Source organism: Bartonella sp. AP57NXGY, assembly GCF_042195805.1.
GTDB lineage: Bacteria > Pseudomonadota > Alphaproteobacteria > Rhizobiales > Rhizobiaceae > Bartonella.
Map to the genome: position 1 here is coordinate 1 of NZ_JBHIOZ010000556.1, position 656 is coordinate 656.

The 656-nt window shown below is 40.5% G+C and carries 1 protein-coding gene; it reads right to left on the minus strand.

The window, feature by feature from the left end:
• A partial coding sequence (locus ACFIL8_RS12005) for a hypothetical protein (RefSeq protein ID WP_375690004.1) occupies positions 1-656 on the minus strand: 656 nt, incomplete at both ends.

The window sequence follows — 656 nt, forward strand, 5'->3', positions numbered from 1 at the left end:
AGATTGCCACTAGATTGTATTACCCCCGAAACAGTTGGTTTATGCGAAAATGCTTGTGTGACAGTCTTTTCTGTCATGTGTGACCAGTCTTCGTTTATTGACCCAAACCCTCCTCCCTTCCACCGAGAACCATTCCATACAAACTCTTCTATGTCTCCTTTTCGAGCATTATGTTTCCAAGTAAATGCCTTATAGACTGTCCCATCTTTTAAAGTTGCCGTGCCATAGGTTCCTTCTTTGTTATTCCAAAGTTGTTGCTCAAATATAAAGTGTTTTGGACCTACTGCCCCATGCTTTCTCTTAGAAAGTTTTCCTTTTCCCCAACGATCCCAGTCCATATCATGATATAAAGGCCTACCATCGAGAAAATTATATTTGTCTGGTTTTTGGAAAGAAATATCGCTATATTCCGTTTTTTCCGTGATGACAGGCGTGCTATCGGCTTCGTTTTTTAGAGTGTTGGTTTGGATATTTAAGTTTCCACCAGCTTGAATCAAGCCTGCTTTGTTCACAAGCGAAAGGCTTTTTCCGCTGCCATCTGCATTGGTGAAAGATAAATCACCTTCTGCCATTATGGCACCAAAATCATTCAACAAAGCCCCATCAACTTGTAAAGCACCATTGCCCTTCACATAAATTAAACCCGTTTTGTTGTT